Origin of the sequence: Actinotalea alkalitolerans, from assembly GCF_023369855.1 — a bacterium.
Taxonomy (GTDB): domain Bacteria; phylum Actinomycetota; class Actinomycetes; order Actinomycetales; family Cellulomonadaceae; genus Actinotalea.
On the sequence record NZ_JAMBPP010000006.1, the window covers coordinates 44,065 to 66,455 of the forward strand.

General features: G+C 71.3%; 22 protein-coding genes and 1 pseudogene. 11 read left to right on the forward strand and 12 right to left on the reverse strand.

Annotation, left to right across the window (positions count from 1 at the left end):
- Positions 1-49 precede the first annotated feature (49 nt).
- Genes M1R94_RS08760 through M1R94_RS08780 form a run of 5 tightly spaced genes read left to right on the forward strand, consistent with a single transcriptional unit; the run spans position 50 to position 6,093 of the window.
- Positions 50-874, forward strand: coding sequence for an ABC transporter ATP-binding protein (locus tag M1R94_RS08760; protein WP_249381308.1), 825 nt, complete (start codon positions 50-52; stop codon positions 872-874).
- Positions 871-1,680, forward strand: a complete 810-nt coding sequence (locus tag M1R94_RS08765) for an ABC transporter ATP-binding protein (protein WP_249381309.1) — start codon at positions 871-873, stop codon at positions 1,678-1,680. Before M1R94_RS08760 ends, M1R94_RS08765 begins: the two co-directional genes overlap by 4 nt.
- Positions 1,677-2,750: an ABC transporter permease gene (locus M1R94_RS08770; protein WP_249381310.1), complete on the forward strand. Its 1,074-nt coding sequence runs from the start codon at positions 1,677-1,679 to the stop codon at positions 2,748-2,750. Before M1R94_RS08765 ends, M1R94_RS08770 begins: the two co-directional genes overlap by 4 nt.
- A 3-nt stretch (positions 2,751-2,753) precedes the next feature.
- Complete coding sequence (locus M1R94_RS08775) at positions 2,754-3,770, forward strand: ABC transporter permease (protein WP_374109450.1); 1,017 nt, start codon at positions 2,754-2,756, stop codon at positions 3,768-3,770.
- A gap of 28 nt (positions 3,771-3,798) precedes the next feature.
- Positions 3,799-6,093, forward strand: coding sequence for an exo-beta-d-1,3/1,6-glucosidase (locus tag M1R94_RS08780; protein WP_249381311.1), 2,295 nt, complete (start codon positions 3,799-3,801; stop codon positions 6,091-6,093).
- 176 nt (positions 6,094-6,269) lie between these two features.
- Here the strand turns inward: M1R94_RS08780 and M1R94_RS20905 are convergent.
- From M1R94_RS20905 to M1R94_RS08795, 4 genes and pseudogenes are all read right to left on the reverse strand, one after another.
- Positions 6,270-6,488 (reverse strand): annotated as a pseudogene (locus tag M1R94_RS20905) (putative quinol monooxygenase); the annotation flags it as partial.
- Between the two features lie 102 nt (positions 6,489-6,590).
- Complete coding sequence (locus tag M1R94_RS08785; protein WP_283253144.1) at positions 6,591-7,061, reverse strand: NUDIX hydrolase; 471 nt, start codon at positions 7,059-7,061, stop codon at positions 6,591-6,593.
- 49 nt (positions 7,062-7,110) lie between these two features.
- The gene (locus M1R94_RS08790) at positions 7,111-7,695 is read right to left on the reverse strand and encodes a peptidoglycan DD-metalloendopeptidase family protein (RefSeq protein ID WP_249381313.1); all 585 of its coding nucleotides are present in this window, start codon (positions 7,693-7,695) and stop codon (positions 7,111-7,113) included.
- 108 nt (positions 7,696-7,803) lie between these two features.
- A complete protein-coding gene (locus M1R94_RS08795; RefSeq protein ID WP_249381314.1) occupies positions 7,804-8,310 on the reverse strand; it encodes a hypothetical protein in 507 nt (168 codons plus the stop codon).
- 217 nt (positions 8,311-8,527) lie between these two features.
- On the opposite strand from M1R94_RS08795, the gene M1R94_RS08800 reads away from it, so the two are divergent.
- The 3 genes from M1R94_RS08800 (at position 8,528) to M1R94_RS08810 (ending at position 11,056) form a co-directional block, all read left to right on the forward strand.
- A complete protein-coding gene (locus M1R94_RS08800; protein WP_249381315.1) occupies positions 8,528-9,619 on the forward strand; it encodes a sensor histidine kinase in 1,092 nt (363 codons plus the stop codon).
- Entirely contained in the window at positions 9,616-10,221 is a 606-nt protein-coding gene (locus M1R94_RS08805) for a response regulator transcription factor (RefSeq protein ID WP_249381316.1), read from the forward strand. Before M1R94_RS08800 ends, M1R94_RS08805 begins: the two co-directional genes overlap by 4 nt.
- Positions 10,222-10,462: 241 nt before the next feature.
- Complete coding sequence (locus M1R94_RS08810; protein WP_249381317.1) at positions 10,463-11,056, forward strand: endo-1,4-beta-xylanase; 594 nt, start codon at positions 10,463-10,465, stop codon at positions 11,054-11,056.
- Between the two features lie 66 nt (positions 11,057-11,122).
- Here M1R94_RS08810 and M1R94_RS08815 read toward each other — a convergent pair whose 3' ends face one another.
- The 3 genes from M1R94_RS08815 to M1R94_RS08825 all read right to left on the reverse strand — a co-directional run bounded on the left by M1R94_RS08815 (position 11,123) and on the right by M1R94_RS08825 (position 14,195).
- Positions 11,123-12,517 carry an MATE family efflux transporter gene (locus M1R94_RS08815; protein ID WP_249381318.1) on the reverse strand — a complete coding sequence of 465 codons (1,395 nt, stop codon included), beginning with the start codon at positions 12,515-12,517 and terminating at the stop codon, positions 11,123-11,125.
- Between the two features lie 207 nt (positions 12,518-12,724).
- Positions 12,725-13,618, reverse strand: coding sequence for an aldo/keto reductase (locus M1R94_RS08820; protein WP_249381319.1), 894 nt, complete (start codon positions 13,616-13,618; stop codon positions 12,725-12,727).
- Between the two features lie 127 nt (positions 13,619-13,745).
- Complete coding sequence (locus tag M1R94_RS08825; protein WP_249381320.1) at positions 13,746-14,195, reverse strand: GNAT family N-acetyltransferase; 450 nt, start codon at positions 14,193-14,195, stop codon at positions 13,746-13,748.
- Positions 14,196-14,288: 93 nt separating this feature from the next.
- Between M1R94_RS08825 and M1R94_RS08830 the strand changes: the two genes are divergently transcribed.
- The 3 genes from M1R94_RS08830 to M1R94_RS08840 all read left to right on the forward strand — a co-directional run bounded on the left by M1R94_RS08830 (position 14,289) and on the right by M1R94_RS08840 (position 17,089).
- Entirely contained in the window at positions 14,289-14,630 is a 342-nt protein-coding gene (locus M1R94_RS08830; protein ID WP_249381321.1) for a cupin domain-containing protein, read from the forward strand.
- A 63-nt stretch (positions 14,631-14,693) separates the two neighbouring features.
- Positions 14,694-15,929 (forward strand): cytochrome P450, encoded by a 1,236-nt coding sequence (locus M1R94_RS08835; protein WP_249381322.1) that lies wholly within the window; start codon positions 14,694-14,696, stop codon positions 15,927-15,929.
- A 146-nt stretch (positions 15,930-16,075) separates the two neighbouring features.
- Positions 16,076-17,089 carry a squalene cyclase gene (locus M1R94_RS08840; RefSeq protein ID WP_249381323.1) on the forward strand — a complete coding sequence of 338 codons (1,014 nt, stop codon included), beginning with the start codon at positions 16,076-16,078 and terminating at the stop codon, positions 17,087-17,089.
- A gap of 179 nt (positions 17,090-17,268) precedes the next feature.
- On the opposite strand, the gene M1R94_RS08845 is transcribed toward M1R94_RS08840, so the two are convergent.
- The 5 genes from M1R94_RS08845 to M1R94_RS08865 form a co-directional block, all read right to left on the reverse strand.
- A complete protein-coding gene (locus tag M1R94_RS08845; protein ID WP_249381324.1) occupies positions 17,269-18,555 on the reverse strand; it encodes a hypothetical protein in 1,287 nt (428 codons plus the stop codon).
- Positions 18,556-18,792: 237 nt separating this feature from the next.
- A complete protein-coding gene (locus M1R94_RS08850; protein WP_249381325.1) occupies positions 18,793-19,398 on the reverse strand; it encodes a response regulator transcription factor in 606 nt (201 codons plus the stop codon).
- Positions 19,395-20,537, reverse strand: a complete 1,143-nt coding sequence (locus tag M1R94_RS08855; RefSeq protein ID WP_249381326.1) for a sensor histidine kinase — start codon at positions 20,535-20,537, stop codon at positions 19,395-19,397. Before M1R94_RS08855 ends, M1R94_RS08850 begins: the two co-directional genes overlap by 4 nt.
- A gap of 10 nt (positions 20,538-20,547) precedes the next feature.
- Positions 20,548-21,360 (reverse strand): ABC transporter permease, encoded by an 813-nt coding sequence (locus tag M1R94_RS08860; protein ID WP_249381327.1) that lies wholly within the window; start codon positions 21,358-21,360, stop codon positions 20,548-20,550.
- Positions 21,357-22,310 (reverse strand): ABC transporter ATP-binding protein, encoded by a 954-nt coding sequence (locus M1R94_RS08865; protein WP_249381328.1) that lies wholly within the window; start codon positions 22,308-22,310, stop codon positions 21,357-21,359. Before M1R94_RS08865 ends, M1R94_RS08860 begins: the two co-directional genes overlap by 4 nt.
- Positions 22,311-22,391: the final 81 nt, after the last annotated feature.

Sequence of the window (22,391 nt, forward strand, 5' to 3'; positions counted from 1 at the left end):
CGCGCACCCGCCCCGTCGTTGCCGACAACCACGAAAGCGAGCCGCACCGATGCGTGATTCGTTGCTGACCGTCCGCGACTTCTCGGTCGTGTACGACGTCGACCCTCCCGTCGAGGCCGTGAAGAACGTCACCCTCGAGCTGCACCGCGGTGAGATCCTCGGGCTCGCCGGTGAGAGCGGCTGCGGCAAGACCACCCTGGCCTACGGGGTGCAGCGCCTGCTCAAGGCACCCGCCGTGATCACGAGCGGCTCGGTCGTGTTCCACGACAGCTCGGGCGAGGACATCGAGGTCGACCGCCTCGACGCCGAGCAGATGCGCCAGTTCCGCTGGGACAAGATCTCCATGGTCTTCCAGGGAGCGATGAATGCGCTGAACCCCGTGGCCACCATCGGGTCGCAGCTCGAGGACGTCTTCGAGGTGCACCGCCCCACGATGTCCCGGGCGGAGCGACGCGAGGCCGTGGTCGAGCTGCTCGAGATCGTCAAGGTGGGCCGGCAGCGTCGGCGCTCGTTCCCGCACGAGCTGTCGGGGGGCATGCGGCAACGCGTGATGATCGCGATGGCGCTCGCCCTGCGCCCGCAGCTCATGATCATGGACGAGCCGACGACCGCGCTCGACGTCCTCGTCCAGCGCGAGATCCTCCAGCAGATCTCCCAGCTGCGCCACGAGTTCGGCTTCACCGTCGTGTTCATCACGCACGACCTGCCGCTGCTGCTCGAGATCAGCGACCGCATCGCGATCATGCGCGAGGGCGAGATCGTCGAGCTCGACACCGCCGAGCGCATCTGGACGAGCCCTCGCGACGACTACACCAAGACGCTGCTGTCGTCCTTCCCCCGTCTGACCGGAGAAAGAGGAGTGGTCGTGCGATGACCGTCCTGGAGTTCGACCGCGTCACGAAGATCTACTCGGTCCGCGGCGCGGGTCAGATCAAGGCGCTCGACGACGTGAGCTTCACCCTGACGTCCGGCCAGACGATCGGGCTCGTCGGCCAGTCCGGCAGCGGCAAGTCGACGATCGCGAAGATCCTCACCCAGCTCGAGACGCCCACGAGCGGGCAGGTGCGCCTCGACGGGGAACCCATCCCGCGCCGCGGCGCGGGACTGCGGGCCTACCGGCAGAAGCTGCGCATGGTCTTCCAGGACCCGTTCGCGTCGCTCAACCCGTACCACTCGGTCCGCTACCACCTCGAGCGTCCGCTGCGCCTCGACGCCGTGGTCCCCAAGGCTGCGCTGGAGGACGAGGTGCGGCGGCTGCTGGAACGGGTACGCCTCGAGCCCGAGACGGTGATCGACCGTCGCCCGCACGAGCTGTCGGGCGGTCAGCGGCAACGGGTCGCGATCGCCCGGGCGCTGGCCTCCCGACCTCTCCTCCTCGTGGCCGACGAGCCGGTCTCGATGCTCGACGTCTCCATCCGTCTCGGGGTGCTCAACCTGCTCGCCGACCTGCGACGCGAGGAGGGCCTCGGCGTGCTCTACATCACCCACGACCTGGCGACCGCCCGCCACTTCAGCGACGAGATCATGGTGCTCAACCAGGGACGGGTCGTCGAGAGCGGCCCGGCCGACGACGTCATCCTCCGCCCGCAGGATCCCTACACGCGCGAGCTGCGCGCGGCGTCCCCCGACCCCGAGAAGCACTTCGCCTCGGTGTCCGGCCAGCACGGAGGTGTGCTGTGACCGCCGTCCAGCCCCAGATGCCCACCCAGGACGCCCTCGAGGTCGGGACCACGGCGACCACCGCCGTCAAGGGCCGCTCGCGCATCCCGTGGCGGTTCCTCGCCGGACGCGCCGCGTTCTACCTGTTCACCCTCTGGGCCGCGATCACCATCAACTTCTTCCTGCCTCGCATGATGAAGGGCGACGCGGTCAGCCAGTACCTGTCCCGCAACCGCAACGTCAGCCCCGAGGCGGCCGACGCGCTGCGGTCGCTGCTGGGCCTGGACACCGACAAGGCCCTGCTGCACCAGTACGTCGACTACTGGGGCCTGCTGCTGCGGGGCGACCTCGGTGTCTCGCTGCTGCACGGCCTGCGCCCGGTCACCGAGGTGATCAGCCAGGCGCTGCCGTGGACGGTCGGGCTCGTGGGTTTCGCAACCCTCGTCTCGTTCGCGATCGGGACGATCGGCGGCGGGATCGTCGGCTGGCGCCGGGGCAGCCGCCTCGACGGGCTCATCCCCGTCACCACGTTCCTCGCCACGATCCCCTACTTCTGGCTGGGGCTCCTGGCGATCGCGGTGTTCTCGGTGAACCTCGGCTGGTTCCCCATCGGCAAGGCCTACGGCGTGGGGATGCGGCCGGAGTGGACGGCGGAGTTCATCGGCCAGGTGATCCACCACGGCACGCTGCCCGCGGTGACGATCGTCATCGCCTCGCTCGGCGGCTGGATGCTCGGCATGCGCAACATGATGCTCACGGTGCTCGACGAGGACTACGTCATGGTGGCGCAGGCCAAGGGCCTGCCGAACAAGCGGGTGCTGTGGCGCTACGCCGCGCGCAACGCGGTGCTCCCGCAGATCCAGAGCTTCGCGCTGTCGATCGGGTTCATCGTCGGCGGCACCATCGTCATGGAGATGGTCTTCAGCTACCCCGGCGTCGGGAAGCTGCTCCTGGACGCCACCAACGCCAAGGACTACGCCCTGATGCAGGGCGTGTTCCTGGTGATCACGCTGTCGGTGCTCGTCGCCAACATCCTGGCCGACATCGCCTACGCGTTCCTCGACCCGCGCACCCGCCAGACGGAGGCCTGAACCATGACCACCGACCTTCGCACGGAGCGGGCAGCAGACCTCCCCACGGTGCGGCCACCGCGCCCGAGGGCGACGTTCCGCGCTCGCCTGGGCTCCTCGTTCGCGATGTTCCGCAACCGCAAGTCGATCACCGGCCTGGCGATCCTCGGGTTCTTCGTCCTCGTCGCGATCCTCGCCGACGTCCTCGCGCCGTACTCACCCACCAAGGTCGACAGCGCCGCGCGCCTCCAGCCGCCGTCGGTCGAGCACTGGCTCGGCACCACCCACCTCGGCGAGGACGTGCTCAGCCAGGTCATCTACGGCACGCGCGGCGTGATCGTCGTCGGCTTCCTCGCCGCGATCATGGCGACGATCATCGCGGTCGTCGTCGGGGTCGTCGCGGGCTACCTTCGCGGCTGGCGCAGCGAGAGCCTCTCGGCGCTGACGAACGTCTTCCTCGTCATCCCCGGGCTGCCGCTCATCATCATCGTCGCCTCGATGTTCGACAACCCCCCGCTGGTGGTGATCGCCGCGGTGCTGGGCCTCACCGGCTGGGCCTGGGGCGCCCGGGTGCTGCGCGCCCAGACGATGTCGCTGCGCAACCGCGACTTCATCCAGGCCGCCCGCGCGAACGGCGAACCGCTGCACCGCATCATCGGCAAGGAGATGCTGCCCAACCTCATGGCGCTCATCGCGGCGAGCTTCGTCGGCACGGTGACCGCCGCCATCCTCGGTCTGACGACGCTGTCGTACATCGGGGTGATCCCGGTGAACACCTACAACTGGGGGACGATCCTGAACTGGGCGAGTGCCCAGGGGGCGTTCCGGCAGAACCAGTGGTGGTGGTTCATGCCCCCGGGGCTGTGCATCGCAGCCATCGGCGTGGCGTTGTCGCTCATCAACTTCGGCATCGACGAGTACGTCAACCCACGACTGCGGTCCGCCGGTGAACGCGCCCGCGCGATGCGCAAGCGGGGCCTGGACGTCAACGACCCCGTGACCGCCGTGCGCCCGGCGACCTCCGCCCAGGAACGCGCATGACCGCCGCCACCACCACCGAAGGACCTCGATGACCGTCACGACGATCGCGCCGTACCAGGACCCGACCCTCGGCGTCGCCGAGCGGGTCGAGGACCTGCTGGGGCGGATGACGTTGGCCGAGAAGATCGGCCAGATGCTCCAGCTCGACGCACGCGACGACCTCGACGACCACGTGCTGCGGCGGCACGTGGGCTCGGTGCTGCACGCGTCCCCCGAGCGCGTTCTGCGCGCGCACGAGCTCACCGCACGGACGCGCCTGGGCATCCCGCTGCTCATCGCGGAGGACTGCATCCACGGCCACTCGTTCTTCGAGGGCGCCACGATCTTCCCCACGCAGCTGGGCATGGCCGCGACCTGGGACCCCGCGCTGCTCGAGCGGGTCGCGCGGACCACCGCCGTCGAGGTCGCCGCGACCGGCATCCACTGGACCTTCTCGCCCGTGCTCTGCGTCACCCGCGACCTGCGCTGGGGGCGTGTCAACGAGACGTTCGGCGAGGACCCGCACCTGATCGGCGAGCTCGCCTCGGCCATGGTGCGCGGCTACCAGGGTGACGGGCTCGCCGACCCGACGGCCGTGCTGGCGAGCGCCAAGCACTTCGCGGGGTACTCCGAGACGCAGGGTGGGCGCGACGCCTCGGAGGCCGACCTGAGCCGCCGCAAGCTGCGCGCGTGGTTCCTCCCGCCGTTCGAGCGCGTCGCGCGTGAGGGCTGCCGCACGTTCATGCTCGGCTACCAGTCGATGGACGGCGTCCCGATCACCGTCAACGACTGGCTGCTCAACGACGTGCTGCGCGGCGAGTGGGGCTACACCGGCACCCTCATCACCGACTGGGACAACGTGGGCCGCATGGTCTGGGAGCAGCGCGTGCAGCCCGACTACGCGCACGCGGCGGCCGCAGCCGTCCGCGCCGGCAACGACATGATCATGACCACCCCGGGCTTCTTCGAGGGCGCGCTCGAGGCCGTCGAGCGAGGCATGCTCACCGAGCACGTGTTCGACGAGGCCGTGCGGCGGATCCTGACGCTGAAGGTCGAGCTCCGGCTGTTCGAGGACCCGCGCCGGCCGTCCGCCGAGCGCATCGAGGCGGTGCTCGGGAAGCACGGCGACCTCAACCTCGAGGTCGCGCGCCGCTCCGTGGTGCTGCTCCAGAACGACGGTGTGCTCCCGTGGGCGGGAGGGCTCACCGCGGGCGCCGACGGGCGTGCCGTCGAGGGGCCCGGGGCCCGGCCCGCCCGGGTCGCCGTCGTCGGTCCGCTCGCCGACGACGCGCAGAACCAGCTCGGGGACTGGGCCGGCAGCTCGGGCCAGGCCGGGTGGATCCCCGACGGGCACCCGCGCTCGATGATCACGACCGTGCTCGACGGCTTCCGCGCGCACGTGCCGGCGGACTGGACCGTCACGTACGAGCAGGGCGCCGAGATCCTGACCCTCGAGCCGCACCACGAGGGCGAGCGGTTCCCCGACGGGCAGCCGCGTCCGCCCGTCGTGCTCCCGGCACCCGTGGACCACGCCGCGATCGCCCGGGCCGTCGCCGCGGCACGCGAGGCCGACTACGTGGTCGCCGTGGTGGGCGACCGGATCGAGCTCGTGGGAGAGGGCCGCTCGACGGCGACCCTGGAGCTGATGGGCGGCCAGGTCGCGCTGCTCGAGGCGCTCGCGGCGACGGGCACGCCCGTGGTCGTGGTGCTGCTCGCGTCCAAACCCCTGGTGCTGCCCGCAGCCGCCCTCGACGCGTCCGCCCTGCTGTGGGTGGCGAACCCGGGGATGGCAGGAGGACGGGCGATCGCCGAGGTGGTCCTCGGGCTCGTCGAGCCCTCGGGTCGGCTGCCGCTCTCGTTCGCGCGGCACGTCGGTCAGCAGCCCACCTACTACAACCAGGTGCGTGGGCAGCACGGCGACCGCTACGCCGACCTGACCCAGCGCCCGGCCTTCGTCTTCGGCGAGGGACGGTCCTACACGGCCGTCGAGTACCGGGACCTGCGCGTCCTGGAGCCCACCCTGGGGTCGACAGACCTGCTGGAGGCCGAGGTGACCGTCCTCAACACGGGCTCTCGCCCCACCCGCGAGACCGTGCAGGTCTACGTGAGCGACAGCGTCACGTCGGTGAGCTGGGCGGACCAGGAGCTCAAGTTGTTCCTCCAGGTCGAGCTGGCGCCGGGGGAGGAGCGCCGGGTGCGGATCCAGCTCCCGGTCACGGAGTGCACCATCGTCGACGCCTCCGGTGCGCGCGTGGTCGAGCCCGGGGACTTCGAGCTGCGGGTCGGTGCGTCCTCCCGGGCGCAGGACCAGCTGCGGGCCGGGTTCGTGGTGGTCGGCGCCTGAGCGGCAGACGACCCACGGTTTCCGTCGGACCGGCCTCCGGTCCTCGCCCGGCTCAGCCGGGGTCGTCTGCGCGGACTCGGCCGGGGGCCTGCGACGCCGGTCGCGGTCACGACGTGCAGGCGCTGGACCTCGAGGCTCGTGACGTACTCGTCGAGCGAGTCGAGGAAGCGCCTGGTCGTGGGCTGTGACTCGTGCTCGTCCAGGGCCTCCTGGCTCGCGTAGAGCTCGTAGAAGACACGGACGTCGGGTTCGCCCTCGAGAGCGTGCACGGCGTAGACCACGGTGCGGGGCTCGTGCGCGGCGATGCCCGCGACCGTCTCGCGCATCAGCGCGTCGAACGCCTCGGCTCGTCCGGGCCTGAGCGCGAACCGGACCACCAGACCGAGCTGGGACATCTGAGACTCCTAGTGCGGTCCGACCCTGCCACTGGTCCGACCTGCCACTGGTCCGACCCTCCCACGCGTGGCCCGGCGCCGGCGGGTCGACGGGTGGCCGGCTCAGCCGATGGCGGCCTCGTCGATCGGCCAGGGGGTCATCCGGTCGACGCACATCCAGGCGATGTCGACGTCCGTGAGCTGACCGGTGCGCAGGTGCGAGACGAACTCCCCGAGCGTCATCGTCGCGACCTCGGAGAACTCGTCCTGGTCGAGGCGCTGCTCACCCACCCGTCGGCATCCTGTTGCCAGGACGGCGTAGCGCCGGTGCGTGGCGTAGCTGGCGAGCCACGTCTGGCCGACCAGCCTCAGGTCGGCCGCTGCGAACCCCGTCTCCTCCGAGAGCTCCCGGGCAGCGGCCTCGAGGATGCCTTCGTGCTCCTCGACCATCCCGCCGGGAGGCTCCAGCAGGAGAAGCAAGCCGGACCAGGGCGTTGCCCGAGCAACCGCCACGGTTCCATCCCGCGACCGTATCGGATCGATCGCGCACGGTCGGCTCCTTCGGGCGGATCGCTTGTCGGCATCACCGAGCATGGGATTGACCGCTCCGCGGCGGGTGCTGCCTCGCGCCGTCGGCGTCGCGCTATCCGCGCACGAGCTCAGAGGTTCTGGGCAGCCACGAGACGTCGCCCCGGACGAAGACGAAGGGCAGCCCTCGCGCCCGGGGCCAGTCCATCGTGTCGCTCACCTGCAGGTGGAGGTGGGGCTCGGTGCTGTTGCCCGAGTTCCCGCACCGCGCCACAGGGGCACCGAGGACGACCTCCTCGCCGGGCTGCACGCGCACGCTGCCGTGCTGGAGATGCGCCAGCAGCACGAACGGACCGCCGGGACCGATCGCCAGCACGACGTGGTTCCCGGCGAGACCGGGCGCCCCGAGGGCGGCCCGTCCTCGTTGTCCCCACAGGTAGGGCAGCAGGGCGACCTGGGATCGGCGCCCAGCGTGATCGGGCTCGCCGTCGTGGACGTGTGCCACGACTCCGGTGACGGGAGCCTGGATCGGGCGGCCGAACCCGACGAAGATCTCGGGCGGCTCTGGGGCGACGAGCCCTCGCCAGGTGCGTGGCGCCGAGCGTCCCCGCTCGTCCACCGGGACGAGGTCGATCGCGAAGGCGGACCCGAACGCGTCGGTGCCGTGGCTCGGGACCCGGTTCGCCGGACTGTTCTGCACGCGGCAGGACCCTCGGAACGGAAGCGCCAAGGGGACGAGATCTCCGGTCAGTCGGGCGGCCATCTCGTCAGCCTCCCAGGTCGCGCGAGCCCCGCACCCTGCCCGTGCTCAGCCGAACCAGCGGACGGCGAAGTGACTGAAGAACCCGAACAGGACGCCCCAGGCGATGATCGAGATCCCCATCCAGACGTACACGCTGCGTGCCGAGGCACCGATCGCGACCATCGTGGGACCGGTGAACTGACTGGGGAGGGCCAGCGGACCGAGCAGCGAGACGCCGGGGACCCCGAACCGGTCCATGTACTTCGCGACCTTCTGCCGGCGCTTGGACGGTGCCGCCGCGTCGGCGCTCGCGCGCCCGCTCATCACGGCAGAGCGGGCGCGAGCAGCGCCGGCGATCAGCAGGAAGGTCGAGATCGCGTTGCCGACGGAGGCGACGGCGACAGCGACGATGGGCGCGATCCCGACCAGGATGCCCATGAAGCTGCCCAGGTAGGACTCGATGAAGGGGATGGCGCTGACCAGGAGGAGCGCGCCGATCTGCTGCCAGGACTCGAGGTCGCCCACGAACGTGAGCAGCTGGACGAAGAAGTCGCCGATACCATCGAAGAGCACGTGTGATCCTCACACTCGAAGAGAAGCCCGCTGTCCCGTCGGTCGAGGGCGTCGCGGAGCTGGACGGCATCAGCCTTCCTCGGTGCGCTCTTCCGCTGACGTGTCGCCGAGTCACCATCCGGGCATGACACGGTGTCACTGGTGCCCGTGCGGCGCGCAGGCGAGGATGCATGCGCGGCCCGATCGCAGGCCGCCTCGAGAGGAGCCCGAGAACCCCATGACCGCCACGGAGGTGCGCCCGCTCACGCGGATGCGCAGCATCACCACCGCGGTCATGCTGGGGACCGTCATCCTCGTGGGTGGGCTCGGGCTCATCCTCTCGGCCGGGCCGTGGTGGCACCCCGTCCTCGTGGCGCCCAGCCTCATCACGGCCGTGTGGGTCGCGAGCAGGTGGCACGACCCTCCACGCTTGTCGGTGCTGATCGCCGCCCTGGCGCTGGCACAGGTCACCTGGGCGGTCGCCGTGCTCTGGGGGGTCGACGTCCCGGCGGTCGCCCCGGTCGCCATCGTCGGGGCCGTCCTGGTCGCGACACGGTCCCGTGCGCGTGGCCTCTCGGCGCTCGCACTGCTCGTCATGATCGGCGCAACGGCCCTGCTGAGCCTCGTGAACACTCCGGGCTCGACCCTGGGCTACGTGGTCGGAGCGCTCTTCTACGCCGTCGTCTTCGTCACCACGTTCTGGCTCAACGAGATCGCGTGGCGGCTGTTCACCGAGCTCGACGCGATGCGCGCCACCGCGGCCGAGCTCGCGGTGGTCAAGGAACGGATGCGGTTCGCCGCCGACCTGCACGACATCCAGGGCCACACGCTCCACGTCATCAAGCTCAAGGCGGCCGTCGCGGCGCGCCTCCAGCACATCGACCCCGAGCGAGTGGCGACCGAGCTCGGCGAGATCGAACGACTCACCGGCGAGACCATCGATCAGGCTCAGCACCTGGTCAACTCGACCCGCCGACTGGCCTTCACGTCCGAGCTGGCCAACGCGACGGCGCTCCTGACCGCGGCCGGCATCGGGGTGGACGTGCGGGGTGGCGACCCGCACCGCACGTCCGACGAGGAGATCTTCGCGCTCGTGCTGCGCGAGGCGACCACCAACATCCTGCGCCACCCCGCGGCACGGACGGTCACCATCGCGATCGGGGACGACGCACTCACGATCAGCAACGACGGTGCCACCGGCACCACCCGGCGCGAGCGGGGCCTGGCGGTCCTGCGCGAGCGGGTCGCACGGTCCGGCGGCGTGCTGGACGTGTCCCACGAGGACGACTCGTTCACGCTCAGCCTCGAGGTGCGCGGGGCGGCAGCATGACGATCAGAGTCGTGCTGGCCGACGACGAGGGCCTGATCCGCACCGCACTGGCCACCCTGCTCCCACTCGAGGGCGACATCACGGTGGTCGCCGAGGCGTCAGACGGGCACGAGGCGCTCGCCGCCTTCGCGGAGCACGAGCCCGACGTGCTCGTGCTCGATCTCGAGATGCCCGGTCTGGACGGGCTCGACGTCGCCGGCGCCGTGCTTGCCGAGCATCCCGACCAGTCGATCCTCATGCTCACCCGGCACGCTCGCCCCGGCATGCTGCGCAGCGCGTTGCGGCTGGGCGTGCGCGGGTTCCTCGGCAAGCAGTCCTCACCCGACACCATCGCGCAGGCGATCGCCCACGTCGCCGCGGGCGGGCGCCACGTGGACCCGACCGTCTCGGCACAGGCCCTCATCGACGACTGCCCGCTCACCGAGCGCGAGAAGGACGTGCTGCGTGTCGCGAGCGACGGCTACTCGGCCTCCGACATCTCTCGCATCCTCCACCTGGCTCCCGGCACCGTCCGCAACTACCTCTCGAGCGCGATCGGCAAGACCCACACCACCACCCGTCACGACGCCGCGCGCTACGCGCGGGAGCAGGGGTGGATCTGAGAGGTCGTCGATGTCCTCGGGCCAGACCGGCCCGATCATCCCGCTCCACCGGTTGCGACATCGTGACCTTGCTCGAGCCCGGACCAGTCCGGCGGGCGCTCGCACCCGTCGGGCCCCGAACGGAGAGGAACAACGATGCCCATCCAGCAACCCTGAGGCGGGTGGTCGCCGTCGCCGCGTCGGTGGTCACCGCCGTCGCACTGGCAGTGCCCGCAGCCCATGCAGCCAAGCCCGAGCCGACATGGCCTTCGCCAGGACCAACCGCCACGAGGTCCGCGGTCACACCTTCCGGTGGGCGCACGAGGCCGACCCCCGCGCGGTGCTCTTCCTCAACGACTGCAACGCCGAGGGCATCAACGAGACCGACGCCTACGACGACCTGGCCACCCAGCTGCTCGCCGACGGCGCGCCGCTGCACGGCTTCGGCGCCCAGGGCCACCTGAGCCTGCAGTACGGCTTCGACGAGTCGATCCAGGCGAACTTCGAACGGTTCGCGGCCCTCGGGCTCAAGGTGGCCGTCACCGAGGCCGACGTCCGCATGCCGCTCGGGGAGGACGGTCAGCCGACCGCCGAGCAGATCGCCCTCCAGGCCGAGCGGTACGACAAGATGCTCGAGGCGTGCCTGAACGTCGCCGCCTGCACCAGCTACACCGTCTGGGGCTTCGACGACGGGCGCTCGTGGGTCCCCGACGTCTTTCCCGAGGGCTACGCGACGATCATGACCGAGGACTACGTCAGGAAGCCCGCGTACTACGCGCTGCTCGAGAGCCTCACCGAGGCCACCCCGGGCAAGTCGCCGCGCACGCCGCCGGGTCTCAACCGCCTGAAGAGCTAGCACCCGACGACGTCAGCTGCGGTGGTGCGCGGTCCGTCCGGGCCCGCGCACCCCCGCCGTGGCCGGTCAGGGCTGCGGCGCGACCAGGTCCTCGGCGGCGCCGTGGGTCGCGACGGCGACCTCCACGGGCTCGTCGCGCTCGAGCCTGCGCCGGGCGCGCGCGTAGGCGGGCACGAGCACGGTCATCGCCGCAACCCAGGCGAGGGGGTTCCCCCACACCACACCGTTGAAGCCCCACACCGCTCCCAGCACCACGGCGGCACCGATGCGGCAGACCAGCTCGAGCACCCCGGTGACGGTCGGCACCGCGGTGTAGCCCAGACCCTGGAGCGCACCGCGCAGCACGAACAGCGTGCCGAGCACGACGTACAGCGCGCCGTTGACCAGCAGGAAGTACGCGGCCATGGTGACGACGTCCTCCTCCCCGGGCCCGACGAACAGGCGCACCAGCGAGGACCCCGACAGGGCGACGACGGCGCCGACGACGGCTGCCCCGGCCACGGTCATCCACAGCGCCTGCGTGACACCCGTGCGGATGCGGTCCGGCCGACGCGCGCCGAGGTTCTGCGCCGCGTACATCGACACAGCGATGCCGAGCGAGTTGAACAGGGCCATCGCGAACTGGTCGACACGAACTGCCGTGGTGAACGCGGCGACGGCGTCGGCTCCCAGGGAGTTGAGGCGCACCTGCACGGCGATCATGCCGAGGGCGATGATCGACGCCTGGAAGCCCATCGGCACACCGAGGTGCAGGTGGCGGCGCAGGTCGACCGAGGTGACGTCCCAGTCCTCGCGGCGCACGCGCAGCTCGGGCACGCGGCGGCGGATGTGGTTCAGGCACAGGGCCACCGAGGCGGCCTGGGCCACGACGGTCGCGAGGGCCGCCCCGCCCACGCCGAGCCCGGCGACCATCACGGCAACCAGCACGAGCACGATGTTGAGGGTGCACGCGATGACCAGGAAGACCAACGGCGTGCGGGAGTCACCGATGGCGCGCAGGACGGCCGAGAGGTAGTTGAAGAACATCGTCGCGCCGGTGCCCAGGAACGTGATGAGGGCGAAGGTCGTCGCCTGGGGGACCAGCTCCTCGGGGGTGCGCAGCAGGCGCAGCGCCGGCTCGGTGAGCAGCGGGGCGGCGACCGTGACGAGCAGGCTGACCGCGGCGGTGAGGATGGACCCCGCGGCGACGGACCGGCGCACCGCGCGCGCGTCGCCGGCGCCGAACGCCTGCGCGGTGGGGATCGCGAAGCCTGAGGTCATGCCCCACGCGAAGCCGACGAGCAGGAAGACGAAGCTGCCGGTCGCCCCGACGGCGGCCAGCGCCTGCACGCCGAGCACGCGCCCGACGACCATGGCGTCGGTCAGGTGGTAGAGCTGCTGGACGACGTTGCCGATGAACAGCGGCACGACGAACACGAGCAGGACGCGCCAGGGGGCGCCGGTGGTGAGGTCCTTGGACATTCCGGTTCTTCGCTACGGGACGGGACGGGACTGGGCGGGACGGACACCTCGGAGGGTCGACAGCGCCGCGAGGCCAAGGGTAGTCGAATCGTTTCGAACGCGAGTGGCTCTTGGCGTTCTGCCCGAGAGGGGCGGTGGAACATCGTTCCCGGCGGACCCTCACCGAGCTCGCCGACCCGCACTGCTCAGTCGGCAGGCCAGCACTGCTCAGGGGATCGGCAGGCCCACGGCGCGCGAGCACTGCTGGAGCTCGTCGGCCCCCAGGATGAGGTCCGCGGCGGCGGCGGAGTCGGTGATGGACGCTGCGCGACGGGCGCCGGGGATCGCGATCAGCGCGTCGCTCAGGGACAGCTCCCAGGCCAGGACGACCTGCTGCGGGCTCACTGCGTGCCGGTCGCCGATCTCGCGGAAGACCGAGAACCGCTCGCCGACGTCTCGGGCGCCGCCTCCGGTGCCGCCCAGGGGGCTCCACGGCAGGAAGGTGATCCCGTGCTGCTCGCAGTGCAGCAGCTCGTCGTAGCTGCCCGGGTGGCGCGGGGAGAACTCGTTCTGCACGCTGACCAGGCCGTGGTCGCCCAGCACCTCACGGGCGATCTCGATCTCCTCGACGTTCGCGTTGGAGATGCCGACCTCGCGGATCTTGCCGGACTGCTTGAGCTCGGCGAGGTTCTCCATGACCTGGCTGTAGACCATCGTCCGGTCCGGGCGGTGGTACTGGTACAGGTCGATCGTCTCGAGCTGCAGGGCACGCAGGGAGCTCTCGACGGCGCTCCGCAGGTGGTTCAGGGAACCGTCCCGGCCCCATGTCTCCCCCTCGCCGCGGGTGATGCCGCCCTTCGTGGTGATCACGACCTGGGAGGAGTCGCCCTTCCAGGTCCGCAGGGCCTGGCCGACCAGCCGCTCGTTGTGGCCCACCTGGTCCCAGGACGGCGCGTAGATGTCAGCGGTGTCGATCAGCGTGACACCCGCGTCCAGGGCGGCGTGGATCGTGGCGATCGCGTCGGACGGCTCCGGGTACACCTTGTCGTTGTTCATCGACAACGGCATCGCGCCCAGGCCGATCGCGGACACGGTGTACGGGCCGAGCGTGCGCTGCTGCACGGTGGAACCTCCGGGTAGGGGTGGGTCGTCATCAGGCACGGGGGGCTGACGTCGACCAGGATCGCACCCTCGGTGGTGGCCGACCTCCCGAGTCAGCGGCGCAGGCGCCACCCCGACGCGACCCGGCTCAGCGGCGCAGGCGCATCGGCAGGTGCGGGATGCCGTCCTCGTCGAAACCGTCACCGGCGACCTCGAAGCCGAACCGCGCGTACCACTCGACCAGGTGGGCCTGCGCGTCCAGGAGCACCGGCGCGGAGGCGTCCAACGCGTCGCAGCGGTCGAGGGCCTCGCGCATCAGTCTCGACGCGACGCCACGTGACCGGGCCGCCCGACCGGTCGCGACCCGGCCCACCCGCAACGCGCCGTCGGCCTCGTGGAGCACCCGCAGGGTGGCGAGCACGTCCGACCCGTCGGTGGCCCAGTGCAGCTCAGCCCCGGGCTCGACGTCACGTCCGTCGACGTCCGGGTAGGGGCACGCCTGCTCGACGATGAAGACGTCGACCCGCAGGCGCAGGATCGCGTACAGCGTGAGGGGATCGATCGCACGGGTCTCGGAGCGGTGGAAGGCGACGGGCACCCACGCCACGCTAGCCGCCGCCACGCCCCGGCAGGGGCACGTGGTCGGCGACAATGGCCTCCTGGTCCAGCGTGGACCGACGAAGGGAACCCCATGACCGACCTGGTGGACGTCGCCGCAGAGCACCTCGCCGCAGCACGCGCGTCCAAGAACGGACGCAGCGCGCAGCTCCTGCTGCACGACGGGGTTCTGCGGCAGACCGTGATCGCCCTGGTCGCCGGCACCGAGCTCGCCGAGCACAACTCACCCCACGCGGCGAGCCTGCAGGTGCTCAGCGGGAGGGTGCGGGTGACCGGGGTGGACGAGGCCGAGGTGCCCGCCGGTCGTCTGGTCCTGCTCACCCACCAGCGGCACGCGGTGGCTGCGCTGGAGGACTCGGTGTTCCTGCTCACCACCGTGACAGGTCTGGACGAGGAGCAGGTCGCACCTCGATGACCAGGGCGCGACGAGCGCCCAGCAGGAGACCGCGGCGATGGGCGACTGGGACATGATGAGGTCGTGACCGACCACCTGCCGACCGACGAGGTCGCACCAGCGGTGGTGCGGGCTGTCGATGTCGCGTCGTCGTCACAGGACGGTCGAGCCGGGCCTCCGGCGGACTGGAACCCCCGTGGTCCTCGGGTCCGCCGCGATGCGGTCGCCGCCTATGACGAGATGCGGTCGCGCTGCCCCGTGGCGCGGGGGCCGGATGGAACCTGGACGCTGTTCTCGCACGCCGACGTCGTGAGAACCGCGATGGACCCGGTGTCGTTCTCGAACGCTGTCTCGCGTCACCTCCAGATACCCAACGGTCTCGACGGGACGACCCACACCGCGTACCGCGCCGTCGTGGACCGCTACTTCACACCTGAGCGCATGGCTGACCTCGAGCCGGCGATCCACGACGTGGCGCGGCGCCTGGTCGAAGGGCTCGACGTCCCCGGGCCGATCGACGCCGTCCACCTCGGTGCTCGGTTCGCCGTGCAGGCGCAGAGCACCTGGCTGGGGTGGCCGGCCGAGCTCGAGCCGCACCTGCTGCGCTGGGTGCACGACAACCAGGCGGCCACGCGTTCTCGGGAGCCGTCGCGCACCGCCGAGGTCGCCGAGCGGTTCACCGCCATCGTCCGGTCGCTGACCGACGCCCGCCGAGAGGCGGGGGAGGACGGACCCGCCGACGTCACCGCCGAGCTCGTCCGTGACCGCGTCGATGGCCGCCCGCTGACCGACGAGGAGATCGTCTCGATCCTGCGGAACTGGACGGGCGGGGACCTGGGGTCGATGGCTCTGTGCGCGGGTGTCGTGCTCACCTACCTCGCGGACCATCACGACCTGCAGGCGCGAGTGCGCTCCGGAGTGTCCGACCACGAGCTCGACGCCGTCCTCGACGAGATCCTGCGGATCGACGACCCGTTCGTCGCGAACCGGCGCGTCACCACGCGCGCCGTGACGCTCGGTGGTCGGCAGGTCCTCGCGGGCGAGCAGGTCGTCCTGAACTGGACGGCCGCCAACCGCGACCCGCAGACATTCGGAGACCCGGACGAGTTCGATCCCGTGACGCACGCGTCCGACAACCTGGTCTGGGGGACCGGGGCGCACGTGTGTCCTGGTCGGCCGCTCGCGACCATGGAGCTGCGGGCCCTGACCCGCGCCGTCCTCGATGCGACCACAGCGATCGGGCCGGACCTGTGTCGTCCGCGCGAGCGCGCCCTCCCTCCCAGCGGGGGTTTCACCGTGGCACCTCTCCTCCTGCGGTGACCTGCGCGCCGCGACGGGGTGCAGGTCCCGGCGAACGGGCGACGCCTGAGGTGACTGAGGAGACTGAGGCGTCGAGGAGGCTCGACGTCGCACGAGCCTCGGGCGAGGGGTGTCGATCCTCGCGGTCCGTGTCCTAGATTCGCCCCATGGCACCCGACGTCGTGCCCGAGGCGACACCCGACCCGGCGCCCACCCCAGAGCTGCTGGCCTGGTTGCTGGACAGCGACCCGGCGCTGCGCTGGCAGGTCGAGCGCGACCTGGTCGGCGCACCGCCGGAGGTGTGGGAGGCCACTCGCGCGCGCGTCGCGACGGAAGGGTACGGCGCGCGGCTGCTGGCCCACCAGGACCCGGACGGTCAGTGGGCCGGGGGCGCGTACTTCCCCGGCGACTTCGACCCGCGCGGACCCGAGGGGGCCGCCGACGCCGGCCAGCCATGGACGGCGACGACGTGGAGCATGACAGCCCTGCGTGAGTGGGGGCTCGACGCGTCCGCCCTGGCGGGGACCGCGGAGCGGCTCGCGGTGAGCAGCCGGTGGGAGTACGACGACCTCCCGTACTGGGCGGGGGAGGTCGACGCCTGCATCAACGCCTGGACCCTCGCCAACGGCGCGTGGCTCGGGGCCGACGTCTCCGACCTCGCGCAGTGGTTCGTGGACCACCGGCTCGCGGACGGCGGGTGGAACTGCCAGTGGGTGGCGGGCTCCGAGCGCTCCTCGTTCCACTCGACCCTCAACGCGGTCAAGGGGATCCTCGCGTACGAGGTGGTCACCGGGCGCGGCGGGGACCTCCGCGACGCGCGCCACGCGGGCGAGGAGTACCTCCTCGAGCGGAGGCTCCTGCACCGGAGGTCCACCGGCGAGCTCGTCGGGCCGTGGGCCACCCGCCTCGGCTACCCGTACCGCTGGGTCTACAGCGTGATCAACGCGCTCGACCACTTCCGTGCCGCGGCGCTGCACGACGGCCTCGCCCCGGACCCTCGGCTGGCCGACGCGATCCAGGTGCTGCGGTCGCGCCGGAGACCCGACGGTACGTGGCTGCAGGAGCGCCGCCACCCCGGCCGGGTCTGGTTCGAGGTCGACGCGCCGGAGGGCGAGCCGTCGAAGTGGCTCACGTTCCACGGCGCGCGGATCCTGGCGTGGTGGGACGGTGCGACCGACTGAGGCACGGCTCACGTGCCCGTGCTGCTCACACGGTCTCCGACCCCGCCTCGAGGAGCCAGTGCCGGCCACGGCCCCATCCCAGGGGGCCGGGCGTGTCCCCGGGCGGGCGAGGTCGTCGAGCTGGACGCACGAGCAGTGCCCGTGATCACGACCTCTGCCGCCGGCCGTGCGGCACCTCGTCACATCGGCGAACGATCGCGGTGCCACCGCTCCATGTGCTGGGCGTGCGTGCGCAGGTAGGTGCCCGCCTGGTAGTTGGCGTCGTAGAAGTCCCTGTCGAGGTGCACTGCCTGGACGTACCCGGAGAGCACCATCGTCGTGAAGGTGTTGGGGAACTTCCCATACCTGTCGTAGATGTACTGAGCGGCGACGCCGAGACAGTCGACGAACTCCTCGGAGTACGGCGTGACGCCCTGCTTGACGGCCCTGGCGTCCCTCCAGGCGCCGGGTGTGCTCGGGTCGTAGGCGCCTGCGGGACCAAACTTCCGGTCCACGAAGGTCTTCACCGCCTCGCGCATGTCCGAGACGTACGGGGGGCAGAGGCACTCGATGCGCCCGTCGAGCCCGACGGGGTTGGGCAGGGGCCAACGATCGTCCTGGACGAAGCGGAACCCGAGCCCCTTGACACCCTTCTCGGCGAAGGCTCCCAAGACGCTCCACCGGTTCAGCCCGTTGAAGTACAGACCACCCAGCCCCATCGCCTGCATGGTGAGCACCATGTTGTGCCCCATGAACGCCAGCTCGGACACATTGGCCTCGTAGGCCATCTGCTGCAGGACCGTCATCGGGACCCGCTTGTCCTCCTGCAGGAGGCCACTACGGACGAACGGCGACAGGTCACCGGCAGGGCGACCGGCGACGTCGTCGAACAGGACGTTCCCGTTCGCCACGGCCATGGCCATCAGGCCCAGTACCTGTTCGCTGGCATCGGCGACCGGCATGAAGAGGGTCGAGCCCGGCGTGTTGGCCATCCAGAGATTGGGCTCGAGCATGTGGGGTGGCGACGCGGGGAGATCCAGCCGATGGTCCGACAGCTGTTCCGTGTGCGTTCGGACGACCTCGACCATGGTGTCGAGTGCGTCGTCGCGACTTCCCCCCGTCGGGAGTGGACGCGACGGCAGGAGGTCGCGGGTGTTGGTCAGGTACGTGCCAGAGTCGTCCGTCGCGAAGAGCAGCGGCGTCCCGATCCCCGCGGCGGTCGGCGCCGTTCGTCCCGTGAACCGCTGCGTGTAGTGCGCGTGTTCGTCGGGACGATCGGGGCCGAACGGCACACCAAGGCTCCAGCCGGTCACCCCGGTCGCGGCCGCGACAAGGACCGACCGCTCGACCTCGGACAATCCGAAGGGTTCCGAGCGGGACGTGTGCGCGAGGGGCCCGGACGGCAGCTCCATCCCGAGGCCGAACCGTCTCGAGCGCCGCCCGGCGATGGCGTCGAAGAGGGGGAACTCCGTGAAGCCGGTGTCCATGGGCGCCTCCCGCCCGGCTCGCTTCCAGGATGCGGATCACCTCGACCGTACGCGTGGATCACGGAGGGGTACAGCCCTTCCTGCAGCTGCCGGACGACGGCGTCCTGTGCGGATCGGCACGATGGCGATCGCCGCGGCGGTACGCCGTCGATGCGGTCCGGGTCGTCGAACAGGACCCCGCCGATGCTGGCGGGGCCGCCCTCAGCGTTCGTGGCCGCTCCGTGGCAGCGGGGAACATCACAGCCACCCCCGGTCCCGCGCCTGCCGGGCCGCGGCGACCCGGTTGGAGGCACCGAGCTTGCTCATCGCCTCCGACAGGTAGTTGCGCACGGTGCCCTCGGACAGGTGCAGCTGTCCGGCGATCTCGCCGTTGGTCAGCCCGTCCCCGGCCAGGCGCAGGACCTGGCGCTCGCGGCCGGTCAGTGGGTCCGGCTCACCCCACGCGTCGGCGGCGAGCTGGGGGTCGATGGCGCGACCTCCGGCATGCACGTCGCGGACGGCCTGGGCCAGGGTGCTGGCGGGCGCGTCCTTGAGCAGGTAGCCGACGGCCCCGGCGTCCAGGGCCCGCCGAAGGTAGCCGCTGCGGGCGAAGGTGGTCAGGATGACCACCCGGGTCGGCAGGCCCCGTCGTCGGACCTCGGCGGCCACCTCGAGACCGGTCATCGTGGGCATCTCGATGTCGGTCAGCAGCACATCAGGTCGCAGCTCCTGGACCAGGCGCACGGCCTCCTCCCCGTCGCGGGCGGTTCCCGACACGGCGATGTCGGCCTCGAGCCCCAGGAGGGTGCTGAGGGCACCGAGGACCATGAGCTGGTCCTCGGCCAGGACCACGGTGATCGTCATCGCCCACCCCACTCCTTCGCACGGTGCCCGTCGTCTGCCGTCCCCGTCAGGGGCACTGTCACCTCGACGAGGGTCCCGTGCCGGTCGTCGTGGCCCTTCGGGTCGCTCACCTCGACCAGGCCACCGAGGGCCGCGATGCGCTCGCGCATGCCGGTGATCCCCGATCCCGCCGGCCCCACGACGCCGTGGCCGTCGTCGCTCACCTCGAGCCGGACCTCGGCCCCGGCCGTGGTGATGCTGATGGTGACGCGCCGGGCACCGGCGTGACGCACCACGTTGGTCACGGCCTCGCGCAGTGCCATCGCCAGGGCGGACTCCTGCTCGGGGCGCAGGTCGACAGGGTCGGCGTGCACCTCGACCTCGACACCCGCCGCCTCCAGCGCCACCCGTGCCCCGTCGAGCTCGGCGCCGAGACCACGGGCCCGGTACCCGGTGACCGCGGCGCGCACCTCGTCCAGGGCCTCGCGGCCGATCTGCTCGATGTCGTTGACCTCGGCCGTCGCCCGGTCGGGGTCTGCGCGCACCAGTCGTGCGGCCAGCTCGGACTTCAGCACGATGACCGAGAGGGTGTGCCCGAGCAGGTCGTGCAGGTCGCGCGCGATCCGCTCCCGTTCAGCGATCTTCGCCAGCCGCTCGATCTCCTCGTCGGCGCGCAGGAGACGCCGGTTGGCGCGGCTCCGCTCCGCGTCGAAGATGCTCGCGGCACCGACGGCCAGGGTGAACAGCAGCGCGGGAGCGAGCGCGGCGAACCGCCACGGCATCGGGGCCGGGGAGACCAGGACCATCAGACCGACCAGCCCAGCCAGTCCGGCGACCACCCTGACGGCCCGACGGGTGGGACGAAGGCGACCGGCCGTGGCCGCCGCGTAGATCACGAACACGCTCGCCCCGCTGTTGACCAGCGAACCCGCCAGGGCCAGGGCGCCGAGGCACGCGATGAGGACCAGGGTCTGCCGGTCGTCGCGAGCCCGGAACGTCGCGACGTAGATCGGCAGGAACAGCGCGATCAGCACCGGCACCGCCACCCAGTCCAGGACGTCGGTCGAGGAGTCGAACACGGGCTGGAAGAACAGCGAGCCGAGGTAGACCAGCCAGACGTAGCGCAGGTACCGGTGGGGGTGCGGGGGGCCTTGGCTCATCAGGTGCGCCTCATCCGTAGGTCCGGCCCTCGTCACGCCGGAAGCCCCACGCGGCCACGGTCAGGAACAACGCCGTGAACGCCAGCAGCACGACGATGTGCAGCGCCGCAGGCCCGCCCTCAGCGGCACCGACGGTGCCCAGGGCGAGCTGGGCGAAGTGGTAGGGCGGCAGTGCCGGCGCGATGCCCTGCACGAAGGCGGGCAGCTGGTGGATCGGGATCCACAGCCCTGAGGCGAACGCCATCGGCAGGTAGAACAGGTTCAGCATGGCCGGTGCGGAGTTCGGGCCGACGAGGTACCCGAAGGCCAGGCCCATGGCCGAGAACGGGAGCGCCCCCAGGACCAGCACCAGGCCGAGGCTGAACCACTGGGCGGCGGGCATGCGCACACCACCCAGTGTGGCCCCGAGGACGAACAACGCACCGATGATCAGCGCGGAGACCGTCGTGCTCATCGCGACCTTCGCCACGAAGTATGCCTGCGGCGGCATCGGCGAGACACGCTTGAGCCGCATCCAGCCCTGCCCGCGTTCGAGGGCGACCGAGACCCCGAAGCCGAACAGCGCCGCGCCGATGACCCCGAAGGAGCCGTACGTCGCCATCATGTACGTGGTCGCGCCGACCCCACCGGCTTCGCCGCCACCGAGAGCCACCCCGAAGAGCACGTAGAACATCACCGGCAGGGTGATCGTGCTCACGGCGAAGATGGGTATGCGGATCAGCTTGAGGAACTCGTGCAGGGCCTCGGTGACGAAGATCCTCGCCAGGCTCGTTCGAGGCGCCGCTGTGCCGGTGGTTGTCGCTGTCGCGGCGGGGGTGGTCATCGTGCTGCCTCCATGTCAGTGGTCAGGGCGAGGAAAGCCTCCTCCAGGCTTGGTTCGGCGACGGTCACACCCGTGGCGTGGGGGTCCAGGTCGAGCAGCGCACGGAGTGCGGGCTCTGCGGATCCGGTGAGCAGCTCGAGCCACGGGCCCTCGCGTGACGCGCGAGCCACGCCGGGCCAGCGGTTCGCCACGGCCACGCTCACCGAGGTCTGTGCGCGGACCCGTCGCCCGGGGACCTGGGCCTTGATCTCGGCGGGCGTTCCCTGGGCGATCACCACGCCGCGGTCGATCACCACGATCCGGTCAGCCTGGGCGTCGGCCTCTTCGAGGTAGTGCGTGGTGAGCACCACGCCACGCCCCGACCGGGCCAGGTCGCGCAACGTGGCCCACAGGCCCCGTCGGGCCTCCACGTCCAGGCCGGTGGTCGGCTCGTCGAAGACCAGCAGGTCGGGGTCGCCGGCCAGGGTGATCCCGAACAGCACGCGTCGCTGCTGGCCGCCGGACAGCTCGCCGAACATGCGGCCCTCGAGCCCGTCCAGGCCCGCCGCGGTGACGACCTGCGCCATGGGCAGGGGAGCGGGGTAGTAGCCGCGGAACTCGGTGAGCAGCTCGCGCACACGAAGGGTCTGCGGTACGCCCGAGGCCTGCAGCATCACGCCCAGGCGCCGTCGCGCCCGCACGTCGCGGGGGTCACGCCCGAAGAGGCGCGCCCTCCCCGACGTCGGTGCCGTCAGCCCCGTCAGCATCCCGATCGCCGTGGACTTGCCGGCCCCGTTGGGCCCCAGGAGGGCCAGGAGCTCGCCCGGCCGCACCTCCAGGTCCAGCCCACGGACCGCCTGGACCGTGGCCGCGCCGCTGCCGAACTGCTTGGAGGCGCTGAGCAGCTCGGCCAGGACGGGGGCGGCGTGGCCGGCGGACAGGTCATCGTGTGTCTGCTGCGTCGTCGTCATGCCCCAAGGCTCGCGCCCCCGGTGCTGCGCCAGTAGTGCCCGTGATCACGACCTCGGCATGACAGATGTCTTGCGTGGGTG

Coding starts and splice junctions, on each gene's coding strand:
- M1R94_RS08860 (WP_249381327.1), bottom strand. CDS start 21,360: ATGACCACCCCCGCCGCGACAGCGACAACCACCGGCACAGCGGCGCCT.
- M1R94_RS08815 (WP_249381318.1), bottom strand. CDS start 12,517: ATGTCCAAGGACCTCACCACCGGCGCCCCCTGGCGCGTCCTGCTCGTG.
- M1R94_RS08850 (WP_249381325.1), bottom strand. CDS start 19,398: ATGACGATCACCGTGGTCCTGGCCGAGGACCAGCTCATGGTCCTCGGT.
- M1R94_RS08830 (WP_249381321.1), top strand. CDS start 14,289: ATGACCGACCTGGTGGACGTCGCCGCAGAGCACCTCGCCGCAGCACGC.
- M1R94_RS08845 (WP_249381324.1), bottom strand. CDS start 18,555: ATGGACACCGGCTTCACGGAGTTCCCCCTCTTCGACGCCATCGCCGGG.
- M1R94_RS08810 (WP_249381317.1), top strand. CDS start 10,463: ATGGCCTTCGCCAGGACCAACCGCCACGAGGTCCGCGGTCACACCTTC.
- M1R94_RS08760 (WP_249381308.1), top strand. CDS start 50: ATGCGTGATTCGTTGCTGACCGTCCGCGACTTCTCGGTCGTGTACGAC.
- M1R94_RS08775 (WP_374109450.1), top strand. CDS start 2,754: ATGACCACCGACCTTCGCACGGAGCGGGCAGCAGACCTCCCCACGGTG.
- M1R94_RS08765 (WP_249381309.1), top strand. CDS start 871: ATGACCGTCCTGGAGTTCGACCGCGTCACGAAGATCTACTCGGTCCGC.
- M1R94_RS08805 (WP_249381316.1), top strand. CDS start 9,616: ATGACGATCAGAGTCGTGCTGGCCGACGACGAGGGCCTGATCCGCACC.
- M1R94_RS08840 (WP_249381323.1), top strand. CDS start 16,076: ATGGCACCCGACGTCGTGCCCGAGGCGACACCCGACCCGGCGCCCACC.
- M1R94_RS08785 (WP_283253144.1), bottom strand. CDS start 7,061: ATGCTCGGTGATGCCGACAAGCGATCCGCCCGAAGGAGCCGACCGTGC.
- M1R94_RS08780 (WP_249381311.1), top strand. CDS start 3,799: ATGACCGTCACGACGATCGCGCCGTACCAGGACCCGACCCTCGGCGTC.
- M1R94_RS08800 (WP_249381315.1), top strand. CDS start 8,528: ATGACCGCCACGGAGGTGCGCCCGCTCACGCGGATGCGCAGCATCACC.
- M1R94_RS08855 (WP_249381326.1), bottom strand. CDS start 20,537: ATGAGCCAAGGCCCCCCGCACCCCCACCGGTACCTGCGCTACGTCTGG.
- M1R94_RS08865 (WP_249381328.1), bottom strand. CDS start 22,310: ATGACGACGACGCAGCAGACACACGATGACCTGTCCGCCGGCCACGCC.